The sequence below is a fragment of the Marinomonas communis genome (assembly GCF_004363305.1).
Classification (GTDB): Bacteria; Pseudomonadota; Gammaproteobacteria; order Pseudomonadales; family Marinomonadaceae; genus Marinomonas; species Marinomonas communis.
This window is the reverse complement of the sequence record NZ_SNZA01000004.1, coordinates 433,272-450,531: the sequence shown is the minus strand read 5'-3', so window position 1 is coordinate 450,531 and position 17,260 is coordinate 433,272. Positions and strand designations below refer to the sequence as shown.

The 17,260-nt window shown below is 46.8% G+C and carries 17 protein-coding genes; 5 read left to right on the top strand and 12 right to left on the bottom strand.

Annotated elements, in window-relative coordinates; translation table 11 throughout:
• Positions 1-78 precede the first annotated feature (78 nt).
• Positions 79-1,572, bottom strand: a complete 1,494-nt coding sequence (gene putP, locus C8D85_RS13640; RefSeq protein ID WP_133563634.1) for a sodium/proline symporter PutP — start codon at positions 1,570-1,572, stop codon at positions 79-81.
• Between the two features lie 351 nt (positions 1,573-1,923).
• Positions 1,924-2,787 (bottom strand): transcriptional regulator HexR, encoded by an 864-nt coding sequence (gene hexR, locus C8D85_RS13635; protein WP_133563632.1) that lies wholly within the window; start codon positions 2,785-2,787, stop codon positions 1,924-1,926.
• A gap of 89 nt (positions 2,788-2,876) precedes the next feature.
• Between hexR and C8D85_RS13630 the strand changes: the two genes are divergently transcribed.
• Positions 2,877-3,758: a phosphotransferase gene (locus tag C8D85_RS13630; protein WP_133563630.1), complete on the top strand. Its 882-nt coding sequence runs from the start codon at positions 2,877-2,879 to the stop codon at positions 3,756-3,758.
• Positions 3,759-3,760: 2 nt separating this feature from the next.
• Positions 3,761-4,444 carry a uracil-DNA glycosylase gene (ung, locus tag C8D85_RS13625; RefSeq protein ID WP_133563628.1) on the top strand — a complete coding sequence of 228 codons (684 nt, stop codon included), beginning with the start codon at positions 3,761-3,763 and terminating at the stop codon, positions 4,442-4,444.
• Positions 4,445-4,510: 66 nt separating this feature from the next.
• Here ung and ygfZ read toward each other — a convergent pair whose 3' ends face one another.
• Positions 4,511-5,422: a CAF17-like 4Fe-4S cluster assembly/insertion protein YgfZ gene (ygfZ, locus tag C8D85_RS13620; protein ID WP_133563626.1), complete on the bottom strand. Its 912-nt coding sequence runs from the start codon at positions 5,420-5,422 to the stop codon at positions 4,511-4,513.
• A 247-nt stretch (positions 5,423-5,669) separates the two neighbouring features.
• Between ygfZ and xylB the strand changes: the two genes are divergently transcribed.
• Positions 5,670-7,169 (top strand): xylulokinase, encoded by a 1,500-nt coding sequence (gene xylB, locus C8D85_RS13615; RefSeq protein WP_133563624.1) that lies wholly within the window; start codon positions 5,670-5,672, stop codon positions 7,167-7,169.
• Positions 7,170-7,256: 87 nt separating this feature from the next.
• On the opposite strand, the gene C8D85_RS13610 is transcribed toward xylB, so the two are convergent.
• From C8D85_RS13610 to C8D85_RS18215, 8 genes are all read right to left on the bottom strand, one after another.
• The gene (locus C8D85_RS13610; protein ID WP_342353331.1) at positions 7,257-8,225 is read right to left on the bottom strand and encodes a helix-turn-helix domain-containing protein; all 969 of its coding nucleotides are present in this window, start codon (positions 8,223-8,225) and stop codon (positions 7,257-7,259) included.
• 94 nt (positions 8,226-8,319) lie between these two features.
• Entirely contained in the window at positions 8,320-9,750 is a 1,431-nt protein-coding gene (locus tag C8D85_RS13605; RefSeq protein WP_133563622.1) for a mannitol dehydrogenase family protein, read from the bottom strand.
• Positions 9,743-10,846, bottom strand: coding sequence for an ABC transporter ATP-binding protein (locus tag C8D85_RS13600; RefSeq protein ID WP_133563620.1), 1,104 nt, complete (start codon positions 10,844-10,846; stop codon positions 9,743-9,745). Before C8D85_RS13600 ends, C8D85_RS13605 begins: the two co-directional genes overlap by 8 nt.
• Before the next feature lie 18 nt (positions 10,847-10,864).
• Positions 10,865-11,695 (bottom strand): carbohydrate ABC transporter permease, encoded by an 831-nt coding sequence (locus C8D85_RS13595; RefSeq protein ID WP_133563618.1) that lies wholly within the window; start codon positions 11,693-11,695, stop codon positions 10,865-10,867.
• A gap of 10 nt (positions 11,696-11,705) precedes the next feature.
• Positions 11,706-12,566 (bottom strand): carbohydrate ABC transporter permease, encoded by an 861-nt coding sequence (locus tag C8D85_RS13590; RefSeq protein WP_133563616.1) that lies wholly within the window; start codon positions 12,564-12,566, stop codon positions 11,706-11,708.
• A gap of 105 nt (positions 12,567-12,671) precedes the next feature.
• The gene (locus C8D85_RS13585) at positions 12,672-13,979 is read right to left on the bottom strand and encodes an ABC transporter substrate-binding protein (RefSeq protein ID WP_133563614.1); all 1,308 of its coding nucleotides are present in this window, start codon (positions 13,977-13,979) and stop codon (positions 12,672-12,674) included.
• A gap of 307 nt (positions 13,980-14,286) precedes the next feature.
• The gene (locus C8D85_RS13580) at positions 14,287-14,721 is read right to left on the bottom strand and encodes a pseudoazurin (RefSeq protein ID WP_133563612.1); all 435 of its coding nucleotides are present in this window, start codon (positions 14,719-14,721) and stop codon (positions 14,287-14,289) included.
• Between the two features lie 69 nt (positions 14,722-14,790).
• Positions 14,791-14,916, bottom strand: a complete 126-nt coding sequence (locus C8D85_RS18215; protein WP_280524924.1) for a hypothetical protein — start codon at positions 14,914-14,916, stop codon at positions 14,791-14,793.
• 44 nt (positions 14,917-14,960) lie between these two features.
• Here C8D85_RS18215 and C8D85_RS13575 point away from each other — a divergent pair, with 44 nt between their 5' ends.
• Entirely contained in the window at positions 14,961-15,245 is a 285-nt protein-coding gene (locus C8D85_RS13575; RefSeq protein ID WP_133563610.1) for an FAD assembly factor SdhE, read from the top strand.
• Complete coding sequence (locus C8D85_RS13570; RefSeq protein WP_133563608.1) at positions 15,217-15,675, top strand: hypothetical protein; 459 nt, start codon at positions 15,217-15,219, stop codon at positions 15,673-15,675. The genes C8D85_RS13575 and C8D85_RS13570 overlap by 29 nt, the downstream gene beginning before the upstream one ends.
• Here the strand turns inward: C8D85_RS13570 and nadB are convergent.
• Positions 15,608-17,242: an L-aspartate oxidase gene (nadB, locus tag C8D85_RS13565; protein ID WP_133563606.1), complete on the bottom strand. Its 1,635-nt coding sequence runs from the start codon at positions 17,240-17,242 to the stop codon at positions 15,608-15,610. The genes C8D85_RS13570 and nadB overlap by 68 nt on opposite strands.
• Positions 17,243-17,260: the final 18 nt, after the last annotated feature.

The following is a 17,260-nucleotide window of genomic DNA, read 5'->3' as shown; positions in this document are numbered from 1 at the left end:
GTAAAGAGAAGCTGTCAGATAGCCACAAAAAAGCCGAGCGCTTAGGCTCGGCTTTGAAGAGATGAAGACTCTAGAGTATTAGTCTAGCGTGTTCAACTTACCTTCGTATGATTCAAAAGAATCCAGTACTTTCTTCTCTGGAGCACCAGACATAAGGCTCACTACAACAATGGCAATGGTTGATAAGATGAAGCCTGGAACGATTTCATAGACATCAAAGATACCGCCAGAAATTTGTTTCCAAACAACGATCGTAATACCACCCACTAGGATACCTGCTAGGGCGCCATTGCGGTTCATGTTACGCCAGAACAGGCTCAAAATGATGGCAGGGCCAAAGGCTGCACCAAAACCAGCCCAAGCGTAGGACACTAAGCCAAGTACCGAGCTCTCTGGGTTAAAGGCCAGAATAAGAGCGATAATCGATAGAGCAACAACACCAAAACGACCGATGTTTACGATTTGCTTTTGTGTAGCATTTGGGTTGATCCAAGCTTTGTAGAAGTCTTCCGCTAACGCAGATGAAGACACCAACAACTGAGAGTCAGCAGTACTCATGATCGCAGCAAGAATAGCTGCTAGTAGAATACCCGCTACCACAGGGTTAAATACTGCATTTACCAAGATCATAAAGATCTTTTCGCCGTCTTCCAGCGAGCCACCCATGTGGTTGTCTACGTAGACAATACCAACCACACCAATCAATAGTGCACCGACCATTGAAAGTGCTGTCCAAACAACTGCAATGCGACGTGCTGTAGTGATGTCTTTGTTAGAACGAGAAGCTTTAAAGCGAGCTAAGATATGTGGCTGGCCGAAGTAACCTAGGCCCCAAGCAACCAACGAGATGATGCCAATGATACTCAGTGGTTCGCCGTTAACATCGCGCCACAAAGATAATAATTCTGGGTTTTTCGCCTCTAGTGTCGCTGGAAGCTGAGACCAGTCGCCTTCCATAATTGCGATGGGTACGATGACCAATGCCGCACACATCAACAGACCTTGCACTAGGTCTGTCCAAGATACAGCTAAGAAACCACCAAATAGTGTGTAAGACACAACACATACCGTGCCGATTACAACTGCCCAACGGTAGTCTAGGCCGAATACTGTTTCGAAAAGCTTACCGCCTGCCACTAAGCCAGAACTCGTGTAGAACAAAAAGAATAGCAAGATAAAGAATGCAGAAATGGTTTGAATCAGTTTTGATTTATCTTGGAAGCGAGTAGACAGGTATTCAGGTAAGGTTAGAGAGTTGGCTTCGATGCTGTAAGTGCGAAGACGTTTCGCACAGATCAGCCAGTTTAACCATGTGCCAACAAGTAGACCACCAGCTAGCCAAAGTGACTCCATACCGGCTGCGAAAGCGTAACCTGGAAGTCCTAGCAATAACCAGCCACTCATGTCCGATGCACCAGCTGATAGGGCTGTAGGCCAAGGGCCTAGAGAGCGACCACCTAGGAAGTAGTCTTCTGAGCTGGATGTGCGTTTGTATGCGTATAAACCGATCCCTAGCATAACCACTAAATAGGCTAGGAAGGTAAAGCTTATCGCTAAGCTGTTTTCAATCATTATAGTCCCCATGATTCGATTTTTTATAACGAAGTCTACTGTGCCGCGTTCTGATAAGTTGGATCAAACGTAGACCAAAACCTAGCATCTAGCGAGGCTTTGGGAGCATGTCATCTTCGGGTGTTAGATTGCCTGAAATTATCAAGTTGGTGTTCCTTATTGAAACAGTCAGTTTTTTGACAAAAAATTACCATTTCACAACCTGACCGGCGATTCTAAGAAGAGAGCGAGGAATTATCTTTCAAAATCCTCTGACAAAATATCGATATTCTCTTGTGAAAATAGTTTAGTAGTTATTTTGCGTTGATATATCGTAAAAAAGAAAGGCGCTTTGCAGCGCCTTTGAATACTTTAGTTATCCTGCTTAGGAAGGCGCGTATCTTGTACACTCAGTTTCAACTTGCGCAGATGCTCGTTGAATTCAGGGCCGCGTTTCAGCAGTACACCTGTTGCCAATGCATCGATCAGTGTGAGATACACAATACGTGAACTCATTGGTGTGTAGATGTCCGTATCTTCAGTTTCTTCAATGGGAAGCACAATGGAACAATGTTCCGTCAACGGTGAGCCTGGGTTGGTAATGCCGACGACCGTTGCTCCGGCTTCACGTGCGACACGGGCGGTTTCGATCAATGGCAAAGTACGACCAGATAATGAAATCAGCACCACCGCATCGCCTGGGTGAGTCCCCGCCGCCGCCATACGTTGCACCAAAATGTCGGTGTAAGCGACAACTGGCATATTTAAGCGGAAGAACTTATGGTGCGCATCTTTCGCGACAGGGCCAGATGCACCCAGTCCATAAAATTCGATACGGCGTGCTTGTGCTAAAACATCCACTACACGACTAATTAATGTTTCAGGAAGTAGTTCCTGTGCGCGAGTAAGGTTGTTTTTCGCTGCCTCAAAAATCTTATGAGTAATGGCGCCTGGCGCATCATCTGGCTCAACATTAAGGTTCACATAAGGTGTCCCTTTCGCTAGGCTTTGTGCTAATGCGACTTTGAAGTCTGGAAAGCCGCTGCCAATTAAGCTGCGACAAAAACGGTTCACCGTTGGCTCACTGACCTCGGCACGCGCGGCAAGCTTCGCAATGCTGGAGTGAATAGTCGTTTTAGGGTCGGCTAAAATGGCTTCAGCAACCTTACGCTCAGATTTACTCAGCGTACTCAGTTTTTCTTGGATTCTGCGAATAATGTCTTCGTGCTTATTCATTTATGTGCTTCAACAGTAAAATATTGACTCAAATGGGTATCAGGGACATTCTGACAGCGGTTTCCCCCTCTGGCAATAAGTGATTGAAAATGTATGCACTTTCTGAGTATTTGAAGCAAATGAACTCCATTTTACCGAAAGATGGCGTGTACGAATTAGTGCCTCTGGAGGAAGGGTTTTCCAATCAAACTTTCTGCATCCGTTGGTGTAATCAGCCTCAGCTGGTGCTGCGTTTAACGCAAGAAAGTGATGATCTATTTGGTGTAAACCGTGAGCTCGAATCTCATATCTGGCGACAAACAGCGCAACAAGGGTTAACCGCGAACATCGTTTGGCAACGGCAATCGTGTGTGGTTAGCCAATTCTTAACGGGCCATACCTTTTCTTGGGCTGTTGCTCATCAAGACGCAACCTTAAAGCCCGTCTGTGAGGTGGTGCAGCGTTTACATCAACAACCAAGCGTTTCTCAAGAATACTGTGTGTATGCGTTATTAGAGCGCTGGCTACAAGCCTTGTCAGAGAATCATTGCGATTCGGATATGCTGACGCCCATAGAGCAAGTACAACGTTTCTATAGCATGTTACCGAAGGCACCACGGCCTGATACATTGGTGCTATGTCACAACGACTTGAACCCTAAAAACGTTATTCTCAAGGCCAATAGAGCTTGGCTTATTGATTGGGAATGCGCTGCGATGAACGATCCCTTGTTTGACTTAGGGATTTTGGCTCATGCGCATCACTTGAATTACGAACAACTCCAGCAGGCTTATTCAATCATCATTGGCGGTGCGTTAGATAAAGAGCACTGCTACCGCATTGAATGCTATCGTCAGGCCTATGTCTTACGTGAGTTGGTTTGGCTGTTACTGAGGCAGGTAATGGGTGGCGCTCATGAATTGGATGGTGTGCAGTGGTATCATGCGCTATTAAATGACCCTGTGTTTAACCCTTATTTTAAAACTGAGTAATTATGAATCTTGCATCCGACTGGCAGGCACATTTAGCCGATGAATTTAACAAAGACTACATGCAGCGTTTGCGTGAATTTTTAGTGCAGGAAAAAGAAGCTCGAAAAGTGATTTTTCCTCACTCAAATGATTGCTTCAATGCTCTAAACGAGACGCCTTTTGAGCAAGTGAAAGTGGTTATTCTTGGGCAAGACCCTTACCACGGTCCAAATCAAGCCCATGGTCTGTCATTCTCAGTGAAACCTGGTATCAAAACACCGCCATCTTTGGTCAATATCTATAAAGAACTAGAAGCTGACTTAAATATACCGATTGCCAATCATGGTTACCTGATCAACTGGGCGCGACAGGGTGTGCTTCTACTCAACAGTGTATTGACCGTTGAAGCTTCAAAAGCTGGCTCACACCAAAATAAGGGCTGGGAAACTTTCACAGATCAAGTGATTCAATTAATCAACGAGCACCACCAAGGGGTGGTATTTATGCTGTGGGGTTCTTACGCTCAGAAAAAAGGTCGCCATATTGATCGCTCTAAGCACTGTGTTTTAGAGAGCGTGCATCCATCACCATTGTCTGCTTACCGTGGCTTCTTTGGCTGTGGGCATTTCTCAAAAGCGAATCAATACCTTGAAAGTATCGGTAAAGCGCCGATCGATTGGAGTGCTCATTTACAGTCGGCAGAGTAGTCGCCTGAGAGATAAAAAAGCGCGCTTGGATATCCTAAGCGCGCTTCTCTTTTGAACTTCGAAAAATTAGTTGCCCAGTTCATAGGGGAGAGGCAGTAGATTAATGTCGTAGCCCTCTACTGTGGCGTTGCCAACGTCGTTTTGATCAACGTTTAGGATCAATTGAGCGACTTGTACGTCAGCCAAAGGTGCAACATCAAAGACTGATCCAATCGCTTTGCCTTCTTCGTTCATCACATCCGCACCCATCTTCATTGGACCTGAACAGGTGGCAAGCGCTAAGTGCTTTTTCGACTTGCCACGGTATTTCATACGGGCAACGATTTCCTGTCCGGTATAACAGCCTTTGGTAAAGCTGATGCCGCCGTTGCGTTGCATATTGATCCATTGCGGTAGGATCTCTTCAAGGTGCTCTTTGCCTAGCAGTGGTCGTGCAGCCAAAAGAGCCATCACCTTGTGAGCGGCTGGGTCTTCTGCATTGGGAAGCTCTTCTGATGCAGGGGCAACGGTTAGTGTTTCTTGGTAATAGGTGTTGTTCAGTACCAATTGGCTGCAGCCATCTTGGTGGCTGGTTGGGATTGCCAATTCATACTGCGTTTGTGGCTCAAGTGTATCTGTTAGCGCAAACAATGAGCTGACATGGTACTGAGTACTGACATCGGCTAGCTCCGTTTTGAAAAATACGGCGTACTTTTTCAAATGGGCTAACAGTGTCTCGAGCACATCCCGCTTCACCACCACTAAAAAAGAGTCTGCGGCGTTCTGCAAAATATAGAAATTGGCAATGATGCGCCCCTTCGGTGTACACACAGCGCCGAATACACTGGTTTGTTCGTTAACCAGCTTCAGGTCAGCTGTGGTCTGACCTTGTAGCAATTTAACGCTGTCAGGACCTTGGACAGAAATCACACCTAGGTCTTGGCTATGACCGTAGCTGGTAGCAGGAAGTGTTTCACTGAGAAGCTGCTGGAGCTGCATAAAGACCTCAAAAACCGATAAATGAATTGTTTTAATTATGTGGGGCAAGATTGAGTGAAATCAATGCATCCAGAGCGCAAATCCACCCTCTATGCAAAAAGTGCGTCAAATTGATGCATTTTGTCTTGGACTGATACGTAAAAAGCAGATTACTAATCAGCCATTGACTAAATAGTCACAACTTCTGACACTCGATAAATACACAACAATAACGATTCACTGCAATCATGTTTAGCAGGTAAGAAATATGTTCTTAGGGTTAGATTTAGGTACGTCTGGGTTAAAAGGTGTGGTCATTAATGATGAGGGGCAGGTTGTTGCACAAGCCAGCCAAGCACTGAATGTGAGCGCTCCTCATCCAACTTGGTCAGAGCAGGCTCCGAGTGATTGGTGGGAGGCGGTTGGGCAAGTATGTGAGCAACTGTCTCAGAGAGTGAATCTTACGCGTATTGAGGCCCTTGGTTTATCCGGTCAGATGCACGGGGCGACGTTATTAGATAGCCAAGGGCAAGTTCTGCGTCCCTGTATTTTGTGGAACGATGGTCGCAGTAAAGCGCAGTGCGATGCAGTGATGCAAGCTTACCCTGAGTTACTCGCGATTTCGGGCAACTTAGCGATGCCAGGCTTTACGTTGCCAAAAGTACTTTGGTTGAAAGAGCATGAGCCAGACATTTATCAAGCCATCGATAAGGTTTTACTGCCCAAAGATTACCTTGTATATCGCCTAACGGGATTATTCACCAGTGATTGTTCCGATGCTGCCGGAACGTTATGGCTTAATCCTGAAACACGTCAATGGGACGATCAATTACTTGCCATGACAGGCCTAACAAGGGCGAACATGCCGACGGTTTATGAAGGCCAGCAAGTGATTGGTTGCTTAAGCGATGAGGTGGCCAAGCAGCTTGGTTTGAATACCATTCCTGTTGTAGCGGGAGCCGGAGACAATGCGGCGGGCGCTGTAGGAATGGGGGTGACTGAACCGGGACAAGGCTTTGTTTCGCTTGGTACTTCTGGAGTCTATTTTGCTGTGTCAGAAGCGCACAACGCCAAGCCTGAAAATACTGTACACGCGTTCTGTCATGCATTACCTAATCGCTGGCATCAAATGGGAGTGACCCTGAGTGCGGCAAACTCTTTGGCTTGGTTTGCCAATCTTGTGTCTAAGCTGGTACCGGACTTACTCGAAGAGCTCGAACATAGCTCGATTACCCAAACATCCGTTGTGTTTCTGCCTTATTTAAACGGCGAACGAACGCCCATCAATGACCCTCTTGCCAGTGGGCAGTTCTATGGTTTGGTCAATAGCACTCGTCGTGAGGAAATGACCTTGGCGGTACTAGAGGGCATTGCGTTCTCTATTTTGGACTGTCAAAACGCTCTAGAAAGTGCAGGCACTGTTGTTGATGAGCTGTCATTGATTGGTGGTGGCGCGCGCAGTGAGCTTTGGCGTCAAATCATCGCGAACGTGTTGGCAAAAGCGCTAACTTACCGTGATGGTGGAGAAGTGGGCCCAGGGCTTGGTGCGGCGCGTCTTGCTCTGATTGGTTTAAAGGCGCAGCAAGGTCATGAGGTGGAGTCGCTGATTAAAGCGTATTGTCCTTTGCCGGAGGTTATCGCAACGCATACTCCGAACCACTCGGTTCAACCCTATTATCAAGCCAAGTACGAGATTTATCGTCAGCTATATCAACAAACCAAAGTACTCAATGCATCGTTGGATCAATTACGTGCGGTGGCACAGTAAAGTAAGCGATAAAAAAGCCGCCACGGTTGTGGCGGCTAAACTTTCCTTCAGCAGGGCTATAACTGCTGGGGAAACACAATGAGAGAGCTACTGACCTTCAATACGTTTGTAGTATTGAGTGCGGAAATCTCTAGGTGTGACGCCTTTTAACTCATGAAAACGACGGTTAAAGTTCGCTACGTTATTGAACCCAACTTGGAAACAAATGTTGGCAATTTGTTGATCGGTTTCGGTGAGTAAGTTGCAGGCTCGGCTGATACGCATGCGATTCACAAATTCGGTGAAACGGTTACCGGTGGCCTTCTTGAAAAAACGAGAAAAGTGGCTGTCAGACATGCCAATTAAACTGGCCACATCCGCCAGTGTAATGTCATTGGCATAGTTCTTAGACACATAGTCAACGACAGTGTTGATCTTGCGTTGCAGTGTTTCACTGGACTTTAAGTCAATCTGAACCGTCGACAGCAAGCGGTAGTTACGGCTCTGGGAAAGTTTGTGTAGCAGTGGTAGGGCGTTGATCACACGCTGTAAACCGGACGAGTCACGGACCTTCTCAAATACACTTTTGAGGAAGTCGTAATCTAAATCGAAAAACTCAATGCCTGATTTTGCACGCAACAACATCGGCATAACTTCGGCTAACTCAGGGAATATTTTCGCACCGTATTCAAACGACTCGTGATCAAAGCGAATCACCATATCGCGCAGAGGCACACTGGTATCACCATCTTGGCAGATCCAGTTATGAGGCAGGCGTGGCCCAGTTAAAATCAGCTGCCCTGGCTTGTAGTTGCCGATGTAATCGCCGACAAACACTTTACCTTGCGAAGCCACAATAAAGTGCAGTTCATAGTCGTCGTGGGCATGCCAGCGAATTAATTCACTAGGGAAGCCGTGTTCCAAATAGCGAATGGTTTCAATGCCATCGTCTACGAGTTCATATTCGGGGGTGACCCTTTTTGTTATTGTAGTAGTAGCCATATTTATACCAACTTCGATTTTGCCGGATAGCAAACGGGTTAATGTCTCTGCAGCGGTTGCTCCGGCGTATCGCAAGACGTAAATCCATGGTCGTCTAGCTTGTATCTTACAGCTTAGAACATTCAGAAGCGCTGATGAGCGTTACAGCCTACCAGCGCTTCCTATGTCGCTAAGCGTATTGCGATTGCATTGCGTTGATCGCTGCTGTGAGATCGTCTTTGAATGTAGGGTATTCTGTCGGAATTTCTCCCCAAAGAAAACTATCAGAGACAAACGCTGCAATCCCTTGAGGGTCATTCGTAAATGGCTCAAGCGCTTCTAAGTTCGGTTCATGATACGGTGTTGCCACCGTGCCTGCTCGCGACTTTTGTACATAGACAAACCATGCTGCAATCCCTTGAAGGGTTTTCGCTGGTGTGCGTCCAATTTTGTAACAGCCTACTAAAGAAGGGTACACAAAGATCGGGAACTTCGCGTAGCCATCGGTACAGATTCGCTCTACCGTATCACCAATGTTGGCGTTACTAAAACGACGTGCGATGATTTTATGGTAGGCCGGCAAATCAACGATGGAGTCACCAATCGCGGGGATGGAATCCTCAGTGATAAAGCGGTCAAAGTAATCTCTTAGCTCTTCGTCACGCATGGCCTCATCAAAGAACTGCATGCCCTTCAATGCCGCTTGGTACACCACATTGGTATGGCCAGCATTAAGAATGCGAATTTTTGCTTCTTCATATGCTACGACATCGTCAACAAACTGTGCATTGACTAAGTCTAGGGCAGGCTTGTCTGTCGCAAAGTGATCTTGAATGACCCACTGTAGGTAGTCTTCACCCATCACCGTCATTTGATCGTCAATGCCAAACGTTTCTTGTACATCTTGCACATGCACAGGGCTAGGCTTCGGTGTAATACGATCGACCATGGAGCAAGGGAAAGTCACATTTTCTTCTACCCAAGCCGCAAGTTCAGCATCGCCTTTTGCCGCTAGGAACTGCATCAGACCTGCTTCCATCACTTCACCGTTATGACGCAAATTATCGCAACATAACAAGGTGATCTTCGCTTTCGAAGTTTGGCTACGGCGTTTTAGTCCTGCGTAAAGGAAGGCATAGATAGTATTACGCCCACCCGCAATGTCGGCTTCGATTGCTTCATGATCTAGCATGAGTTGGCGGTTTTCATCTAAATAGTAACCGCCTTCCGTGACCGTCGAAGTAATCAGCTTAATGTTTTCGCTGGCCATGGTTTCATCGACCAGTTCAGGAGTCTGAGCCCCGTCAATTTGTCCGATGATGGCACGAATGTGTTCGTATTCAGTATGGCCTTCAGGATCCATTGTCTTTAGAACGTATTCGCCTTTTTGCGCAACAAAACGACTAAATGCTTGTGAATCATGGGGGCGTAAATTCACCCCAATGATGCCCCAGTTTTTGCCTTCTGGTGTTTCCAGCAATCGATCAAAGTACACAGCTTGGTGTGCTCGGTGGAAAGCACCGACACCAAGGTGCATGACACCTGCCTGAATGTCTGAGCGATCATAATTGCGCACCAATAACTTATCCGCATTGCGCGTAGCATGTAATTGATTACTCATGGCCAGCTTCCTCAGCAACAACAGAAAACACGCGGTCGTTCTCATTGAATAGAATGATTTCTTCGCGATCTACGCGAATTTGAACTTCTTCGCCATCCTTGATGTTGGTTCGGGCAGACGTTTTCACGATGATGGTTTGATCATTGGCTAAACGAATGTGGGTATATGCTTCAGAGCCAAGGTGCTCAATCAGCTCAACTTTACCCATGACATCGCCGTCACTTTCAACGATGTGCATGTGCTCTGGGCGAATCCCCATGATTGCATTGTCTGGCAATGGACCATGTGTTCTAGCGACAGGGAAGTCGATGCTAGCGTTCAGTAATTTGAGGTGCAGTGTATCGGCTTCGCGCACCACATTGTCCAGTTCAATCAGGTTCATCTTAGGTGTACCGATAAACTCTGCAACGAAGCGGCTGTTTGGTGAGCGGTACAACTCAAGTGGAGTACCCACTTGCTCAATTTGACCAGCGTTCAGGATCACCACGCGATCGGCCAAGGTCATGGCTTCTACTTGGTCGTGGGTCACGTAGATCATAGTCGTGCCAAGTTTTTTGTGTAGACGTGCTAGCTCTAAACGCATTTGTACACGTAATGCCGCGTCTAGGTTGGACAGAGGCTCGTCAAATAGGAAAACCTTTGGTTGGCGCACAATCGCGCGACCGATGGCCACACGTTGGCGCTGACCGCCGGACAGTTCTTTCGGTTTACGTTCTAGCAACTTATCAAGCTGTAGTGATGCTGAAACCGATTTCACTTTTTCGTCAATTACGCTTTGTTCTTCTTTCGCTAGGCGCAGGGCAAAGCTTAGGTTGTCAGCCACTGTCATGTGTGGGTACAAGGCATAAGATTGGAACACCATGGCCAAGTCGCGCTTAGAAGACGACAACTCGGTGATGTCGCGGCCATCTAATTCGATGGTGCCACCAGTGCTGGATTCTAGGCCTGCAATGGTACGAAGTAGTGTCGATTTACCACAACCAGACGGACCAACGAAGACAATGAATTCGCCTTCTTCGATGGCTAAGTTAATGCCGCGCAGTGCGTGGTAGTTATCATAGTGTTTTTGTAATTCAGTTATGTTTAAGTAAGCCATTCTTATTATTCCTATAAACTATTTCACTGCGCCGAATGTTAGGCCTTGTACCAATTGTTTCTGACAGAACCAGCCAAAAATCACGATTGGGGCACAAGCAAGTGTGGATGCGGCAGATAATTTCGCCCAGAACAAGCCTTCAGGGCTTGAGTAAGAAGCGATCATTGCTGTTAGAGGCGCTGCCTCTGATGCGGTTAAGTTCAATGACCAGAATGCTTCATTCCAGCACAATACGATGGATAGCAAACCAGTTGACGCAATACCGCCAACAGAAAGAGGCAACACAACCTTAATCATTTCATCCCAAGGTGTTGCACCGTCCATACGTGCTGCTTCCAAGATTTCTTTTGGTAAATCTTTGAAGTACGAGAACAGCATCCAGACAATGATCGGCAGATTCATCAGGGTAAAGATAATCACCAGACCCAGTTTCGAATCCAGCAGACCGTAGTCGCGAGATAGGATGTAGATAGGGACCAGTACACCTACTGCTGGAAGCATTTTTGTGGACAGCATCCATAGCAGAATGTCTTTGGTTTTCTTACCCGGGAAAAAGGCCATGGAGTACGCTGCTGGAATCGCAATGATCAGAGCCAAAATGGTGGCACCAAATGACGTTACCACGGAGTTCCAAGCATGCTTAAGGTAATCACTACGCTCCTGAACAATTGAGAAGTTCTCAAAGGTTGGTTCAAAGAACAGCTGTGGCGGTACAGAGATCGCTTGCAGCTCAGTTTTGAACGACGTGATAAACATCCAAAAAATCGGGAAGAACAGCAGCAGAGCAACTGCCCATGAGGCCAGCCCTACTAAGATGGTTTTTAATTTTCGTTGTTGCGTTAAAGTCATGATCGTCCCCTTACACCGTTAGATTTTTGCCGACAGCGCGGATTAAGAAGAACGCTACAATGTTGGCGAGTAGTACAGCGAATAACCCACCAGCTGAAGCAACACCGACGTCATATTGAAGCAAGGCTTGGTTGTAAATCAGGTAAGCAAGGTTGGTACTGTCGTAACCTGGACCACCACCTGTCGATACGTAAATTTCAGCAAATACTGCCAGTAGGAAAATGGTCTCGATCATGACAACGACAGCGATAGGACGTGCCAGATGAGGGACCGTTAGGTAGCGGAAAATATGCCAGCCATTCGCGCCGTCCATCTGAGCCGCTTCTTTTTGCTCTGTATCTTGTGATTGCAATGCTGTGACAAATACTAGAATAGCGAAGGGTAGCCATTGCCAGCTCACCATAATGATGATGGACATCAGCGGATAATTGGACAGCCAATCAATCGGCTCAAGCCCTAAAGAGTTCGAAATCCAAGCGAAAATACCGTACACCGGGTTCATCATCATGTTTTTCCAGATCAAGGCGTTAACCGTTGGCATGATGAAAAATGGTGAGATCAGTAACACGCGGACGATGTTTCGCCCGAAGAATGGTTTATCAATCAACGCAGACAGCGCAACACCCAGCACCACTGTGATGACCAACACCGACCCTAACAAAATCAATGTGTTAGAAACGGCTATCCAGAACCCTGGATCGGTTACAAAGAATTCAAAGTTCATCCAACCAACAAAATTGTTACGACCAGGGTAGAGCAGGTTGTAATTGATGGTTGAGAAATAGATAGTCATTGATAATGGCACTATCATCCAGACCAACAGCAGAATGACTGAAGGCGCCATTAACAAGCGAGTGATGGAACGCTTCATGGGATTTTCTCTCGTGATTAGCTTTTAGCGCGTCTCGCGACGATTTATAAGAGGCAAGAGAGCAGGGCTAGGCCCTACTCTCAAGCGATAACGTAAAAACGTTATTTAGTAGTAACCAGCCTGACGCATTTGGCGATCCGCCGAACGGTTTGCAGACTCTAGCGCTTTATCAACAGACAAGCTGCCGGACAAGGCACCAGACACCATTTGGCCAGTGGTTGTACCAATTGCTTGGAACTCAGGAATCGCAGCAAACTGCACACCAACATATGGCGATGGTTTTAGTGTGCTGTCATTAGGGTTAGCAGAGTTGATAGCTTTTAGCTCAGCATCTGCAAACACCGCGGCTTTTGTGAACTCAGGATTTTCATAAGTCGATGTACGAGTACCAGTTGGAACAGCGCCCCAACCATTGTGCTCAGCCACTAACTTGATGTATTCCTTAGACGTTGCCCAGCGAACGAACGTTTGTGCTGCTTCAGCATGTTTTGTTGCTGCAGGGATGCCCAATGCCCAAGACCATAGCCAGTTTGCACCTTTTTCAGTTACCGCATACGGAGACTGAGCAAAAGCGACTTTGTCAGCGACTTTTGATTGCTTAGGATCTGTTACGAAAGATGCTGCGATCGTGGCGTCAATCCACATACCACACTTGCCTTCGTTGAACAGCGCCAAGTTTTCGTTGAAGCTGTTACCGCTGGCACCTGGAGGTCCGTATTTATTTAGCAGGTCAACGTAGAAGTTAACCGCGTTTTTCCACTCATCACTGGTCAACTGTGGTTTCCAGTCCATATCAAACCAACGAGCTCCGAAAGAGTTCGCCATTGCCGATAGGAAGGCCATATTGTCACCCCAGCCGGCTTTACCGCGAAGACAGATACCATAAACGCCGTTATCTGGATCATTCATAGCTGCCGCAGCATCACGAATGTGTTCCCAGCTATCACGGTCGCCGATGGTTACGCCAGCTTTATCAGCTAAGTCCTTGCGGTACATAACCATAGAGCTTTCACCATAGAATGGCGCTGCATACATAGTGTCGTTGTAAGATAGGCCCCCACGAATAGACGGAAGAATATCTTCAACATCATAGTCGCCACTTGTGTCAATCGGCTCTAACCAACCGCGCTCACCCCAAATCGGAGCCTCATACATACCGATGGTCATCACATCGTACAAGCCACTGCCGTTAGCAATATCTTGGGTAACGTTTTGACGCAAAACACCTTCTTCAAGTGTGACCCACTTCAATTTGATGTCAGGGTATTGTTTCTCGAACTCTGGAGTAAGTTTTTGCATTTCGATCATGTGACCGTTGTTAACGGTAGCGATCGTAATTTCAGTTTCTGCGAATGCATTGAAGGCAGCTAGAGAGACAGCACATGCGATGGCTGTTTTGGTAAGACTTTTCATAGGTTCTCCCATTTGGGTAAGTTTCTTTTTATTGTCGCACCTAGTGGCTTGAACACTTTTAAATCAAGCCCAGTAAATATAGAACAAGTCTCAATTGACTCACTAGTACACAAATAGCCACTATTGGTACTTTTTTGTTTGGATATGTGAAATTTGACTAAAAATGCAGTCAAAATAATACTCTTTTGACTTTGCTGTATTTGATTGTTTTATGAGCAGTGTTTGGCGGGCGGTACAATAAAGTATCGAAACAGGGGGCACCCAAGGAACCCCCAGATCAAAAGGTGGGATCAATCAGGAACGAGAGCTAGCGATCAATAGCGTACTCTTTGATGTCATTAAAACGGCGTTTGGCCTGTTTAGGGAGCGTTTTGGGGATCTTAAACTGCGTGATATCGTCTTCTCCAGCTTGAATGATCATGACCATTCCCATGGTTAAATGCGGAGCGCATTCTATGCCGTAGAAGCCTTCTTTATTGATGGTCATGGTAATGGGTTGGCCAATTTCACCGCGATAGCGATTTGCGCCGGTTGGGATCATGTAATTGATGGTGACGGCATTATGTCCTGGTGTGGTGGGTTCAAATGTGACGGTGTCACCTACTTCAACTTTCAGAAAACTTGGCTCAAAGGACATGTAGCCCCATTCACTTTGATTGAGCATTTTGACCGTATGCTCTGCGGCGTGGGTGGTCGCTATTGTCAATGTGAGCAGCATCATGGTGATCAGTTGTTTTAACATGACATTCCTTACCTGTAGTTGTGTCGTCAAGTTGGTGTATCGAGTCTTGCTAGGGACTTTTTTTTGTACTTAAGAAATCGTTAAGTCGATCAAATTATCTAGGGTAACGTTATCTTGGACGGAACTTTCCTGCAATCGTGACAGATAAAGGTCAACATTGCGGTATTTTGCCATGATGGTGAGTTGCCGACGCACAGTGAACCGCTATAATGGCGCGTACTTATTGGGGAGTACCAATCATGACAGATAAAATCGAATCAAAAGATTCTGCGGGCTTTAAGCGATTGAAATGGCAATGTCGCCGCGGCATGCTGGAGTTAGATGTGTTGTTTGAACCGTTTTTGGATGAAGTGTTTCTAACACTGGATGACGAGGACAAACAGCGTTTTTATAAGCTTATCGAATGTGAGGACCAAGAGATCTTTCCTTGGTTTATGCAGAAGGAAGTGCCTGAAGATCCTGATTTAGCTCGCATCGTTCACTTGATTGTTACTCGTGTACAGCCTGAGAACTATCGCGCTTAAACGTTCTCGGTTGGGCTTGTTATCAAGCCTCGTCGGTTCGCTCGCAGTAGGGCTTTTGATCGTCCTGCTGCAGTGGTCCGTAGTGTGGCAAAGTGTTGGTTTTCTGGCTGTGTTGGCCTTTTTAGTTTATACACGATTTGCAGCACTGCCGACGCTTGAAGTATTGGAAGAAACTGTCCGCTGGCAAAGTCCCCGTTGGCAGGCTGATGTCACGTTGCTGTATTTAAACGAGTATTGGATGTTGCTCGTGATGCATGCCAGCCCAAACGCCACACTATGGCAGCGTTTGGTCATTTATTGCGTTAAGTACCAAGTAGTCTATCGGGACCAATTTATTGAGTCTGAATACCGCGAACTGCGTTCTAGGCTTTGTGTGCAGAAGCTGCTTGGTTTGCCAGCTCAGAAGAGCGAATCCGAGGCTTCAAAATAGTTGGGCCAGTTTGCTCTAGCTTATCAGGGTAATCTAAAGTGAAGTGCAATCCGCGACTTTCTTTACGAGCCATAGCAGACTGGATAATCAAATCCGCAACCACTGCCAAGTTACGCAGTTCAAGTAAATCCGCCGTAACACGATAATTGGAATAGAATTCGTCAATTTCAGACAGTAGCAAATCTACTCTGTGCTTTGCACGAAGCAGACGTTTGTTTGTTCTCACAATACCCACGTAATCCCACATAAAACGTCTGAGCTCATGCCAGTTGTGGGTGATGACTACGTCTTCATCTGAGTCAGTCACCTTGGAAGCATCCCAGTCTGGGATCTTATAAGTAGCCCTTAGCGCGTTGTCCGACAAAATCTGCTGCGCCGCTGAGCGTGCGTAAACAATACACTCTAATAAGGAGTTACTGGCCAGGCGGTTCGCCCCATGAAGCCCTGTGTAAGAGGTTTCACCAATGGCATACAGGTCTTTGACATCTGTCGCACCAAACTGATCTACGACCACACCACCACAAGTATAATGTGCCGCTGGTACTACGGGGATAGGACCTTTGGTCATGTCATGACCGTAGCTGAGGCAGCGCTTATAAATGGTAGGGAAGTGTTCTTTGATGAATTCTGGATCTTTATGAGAAATGTCCAGTAAGACGTGTTTCACCCCTAAACGCTTCATCTCATGGTCGATTGCACGAGCAACAATATCTCGAGGTGCAAGTTCTCCGCGCTCATCAAAGTTGAACATGAAACGTGTACCATCAGGCAGCAATAGACGTCCGCCTTCACCTCGTACCGCTTCTGAGATCAGGAATGTTTTTGCTTTCGCATCGTAAAGACACGTGGGGTGGAATTGGTTGAACTCCATATTACCCACTCGACAGCCAGCGCGCCATGCCATGGCAATACCATCACCGGAGGCGGTGTCTGGATTACTGGTGTACAAATACACTTTACTGCTGCCGCCTGTTGCTAACGCAACACGTCGCGCGTGGAACACTTCAACCTGCTCTGACTTTTGGTTCAGGGCATATAGGCCAATGACGCGATTCTCACCCGCTAAGCCAAGCTTTTGAGTGGTGATGAGGTCAACCGCAACGCGATCGGGGTAAAAATGGATATTCTCATGAGCCAAGGCATTTTTGACCAAAGTTTCTGAGATCGCTAACCCAGTTGCGTCTGCTGCGTGAATGATGCGTCGATGGCTGTGGCCGCCTTCTTTAGTTAAATGGTAGCTGTCATCGTCGCCATAGCGAGTAAAGGGAACCCCTTGGTCGATCAACCAGTCGATACTCTCTTTGGAATGTTCGACAGTGAAGCGGATGGCCTCTTGGTCGCCTAATTCGGCTCCCGCTACAATGGTATCTTGTACATGGGAGTCAACCGTGTCTTTTTCTGACAACACAGCGGCAACACCGCCCTGAGCATAAAGGGTCGAGCCTTCAGCGATATCACCTTTTGTTAAAATGGCGACGTTGTGTTTGTTCGCAAGCTCTAAAGCAAGAGTTAGGCCCGCTGCACCGGCGCCGATAATAACGATATCGTGATGAATATGTTGGCTCATGTTGTTGTTCTGACTAGT

What these genes read in the sequence shown, in the direction of transcription:
- C8D85_RS13575 (WP_133563610.1), top strand. Translation starts at nt 14,961, where the DNA reads ATGACAGATAAAATCGAATCAAAAGATTCTGCGGGCTTTAAGCGATTG.
- C8D85_RS13630 (WP_133563630.1), top strand. Translation starts at nt 2,877, where the DNA reads ATGTATGCACTTTCTGAGTATTTGAAGCAAATGAACTCCATTTTACCG.
- C8D85_RS13590 (WP_133563616.1), bottom strand. Translation starts at nt 12,566, where the DNA reads ATGAAGCGTTCCATCACTCGCTTGTTAATGGCGCCTTCAGTCATTCTG.
- ygfZ (WP_133563626.1), bottom strand. Translation starts at nt 5,422, where the DNA reads ATGCAGCTCCAGCAGCTTCTCAGTGAAACACTTCCTGCTACCAGCTAC.
- C8D85_RS13595 (WP_133563618.1), bottom strand. Translation starts at nt 11,695, where the DNA reads ATGACTTTAACGCAACAACGAAAATTAAAAACCATCTTAGTAGGGCTG.
- C8D85_RS13605 (WP_133563622.1), bottom strand. Translation starts at nt 9,750, where the DNA reads ATGAGTAATCAATTACATGCTACGCGCAATGCGGATAAGTTATTGGTG.
- C8D85_RS13580 (WP_133563612.1), bottom strand. Translation starts at nt 14,721, where the DNA reads ATGTTAAAACAACTGATCACCATGATGCTGCTCACATTGACAATAGCG.
- C8D85_RS13600 (WP_133563620.1), bottom strand. Translation starts at nt 10,846, where the DNA reads ATGGCTTACTTAAACATAACTGAATTACAAAAACACTATGATAACTAC.
- ung (WP_133563628.1), top strand. Translation starts at nt 3,761, where the DNA reads ATGAATCTTGCATCCGACTGGCAGGCACATTTAGCCGATGAATTTAAC.
- putP (WP_133563634.1), bottom strand. Translation starts at nt 1,572, where the DNA reads ATGATTGAAAACAGCTTAGCGATAAGCTTTACCTTCCTAGCCTATTTA.
- C8D85_RS13585 (WP_133563614.1), bottom strand. Translation starts at nt 13,979, where the DNA reads ATGAAAAGTCTTACCAAAACAGCCATCGCATGTGCTGTCTCTCTAGCT.
- nadB (WP_133563606.1), bottom strand. Translation starts at nt 17,242, where the DNA reads ATGAGCCAACATATTCATCACGATATCGTTATTATCGGCGCCGGTGCA.
- hexR (WP_133563632.1), bottom strand. Translation starts at nt 2,787, where the DNA reads ATGAATAAGCACGAAGACATTATTCGCAGAATCCAAGAAAAACTGAGT.
- xylB (WP_133563624.1), top strand. Translation starts at nt 5,670, where the DNA reads ATGTTCTTAGGGTTAGATTTAGGTACGTCTGGGTTAAAAGGTGTGGTC.